This window comes from Cysteiniphilum sp. JM-1, assembly GCF_008711525.1.
Classification (GTDB): domain Bacteria; phylum Pseudomonadota; class Gammaproteobacteria; order Francisellales; family Francisellaceae; genus Caedibacter.
Genome location: NZ_VXKS01000063.1, coordinates 1 through 705, shown reverse-complemented (window position 1 = coordinate 705; position 705 = coordinate 1). Strand labels below are relative to the sequence as shown.

At 39.0% G+C, this 705-nt stretch carries 1 protein-coding gene; it reads left to right on the top strand.

Annotated features, from left to right (window positions below; translation table 11 throughout):
• Positions 1-705, top strand: a 705-nt coding sequence (locus F3D68_RS11165; protein ID WP_151194508.1) for a Mu transposase domain-containing protein, incomplete at both ends; no start/stop codon positions are given.

Here is a 705-nt window from a genome sequence, read left to right as displayed (position 1 = left end):
TATGTCAAAGTTATCCTATCAGGGGAAAGCTTTCAGGCGCTATCAGAAGGCTTGCAAGAAGCGTTATTTCATATAGGAGGCGCACCAAAGGAGCATCGCACAGACTCTTTAGCCGCTGCCTATAAAAATGACAAAGATGTTGCTAATGAGGATTTAACGGATCGTTATAAAGAACTCTGTGCCTATTATGGCATGAATCCAACAAGAAATAATAAAGGGGTCAGTCATGAGAACGGCTCTGTTGAGTCATCACATGGTCACCTCAAAAACCGTATTAAACAAGAGCTTATGGTGCGTGGAAGTAAAGATTTTAAGACATTAGCTGAATATGAACAATGGTTGCATCATGTTGTTGAGAACAGCAATCGTCGTAACAGTAAAAACTTTAAGCTTGAGCAATCTGCACTGCGCTCTTTACCCACGCATAAAACAGCGGATTATGAAATTAAGTCTGTTAAGGTGTCCAGTCATTCTATGATCAACATTAAACAGATTAAATATAGTGTACCGTCACGTCTTGTAGGACACACGTTGACAGTGCATATTTCACAAAAAGACATTATTGCGTATCTGGGAAGTAGTGTCGTATTTAGCACTGAAAGACGTTATGCTAATAAACTAAGCAGCAAATATGTGATTGATTACAAACACCTCATACATGCATTCATTAAAAAGCCTCGCGCCTTTCGTTATTGCCAGTATAAA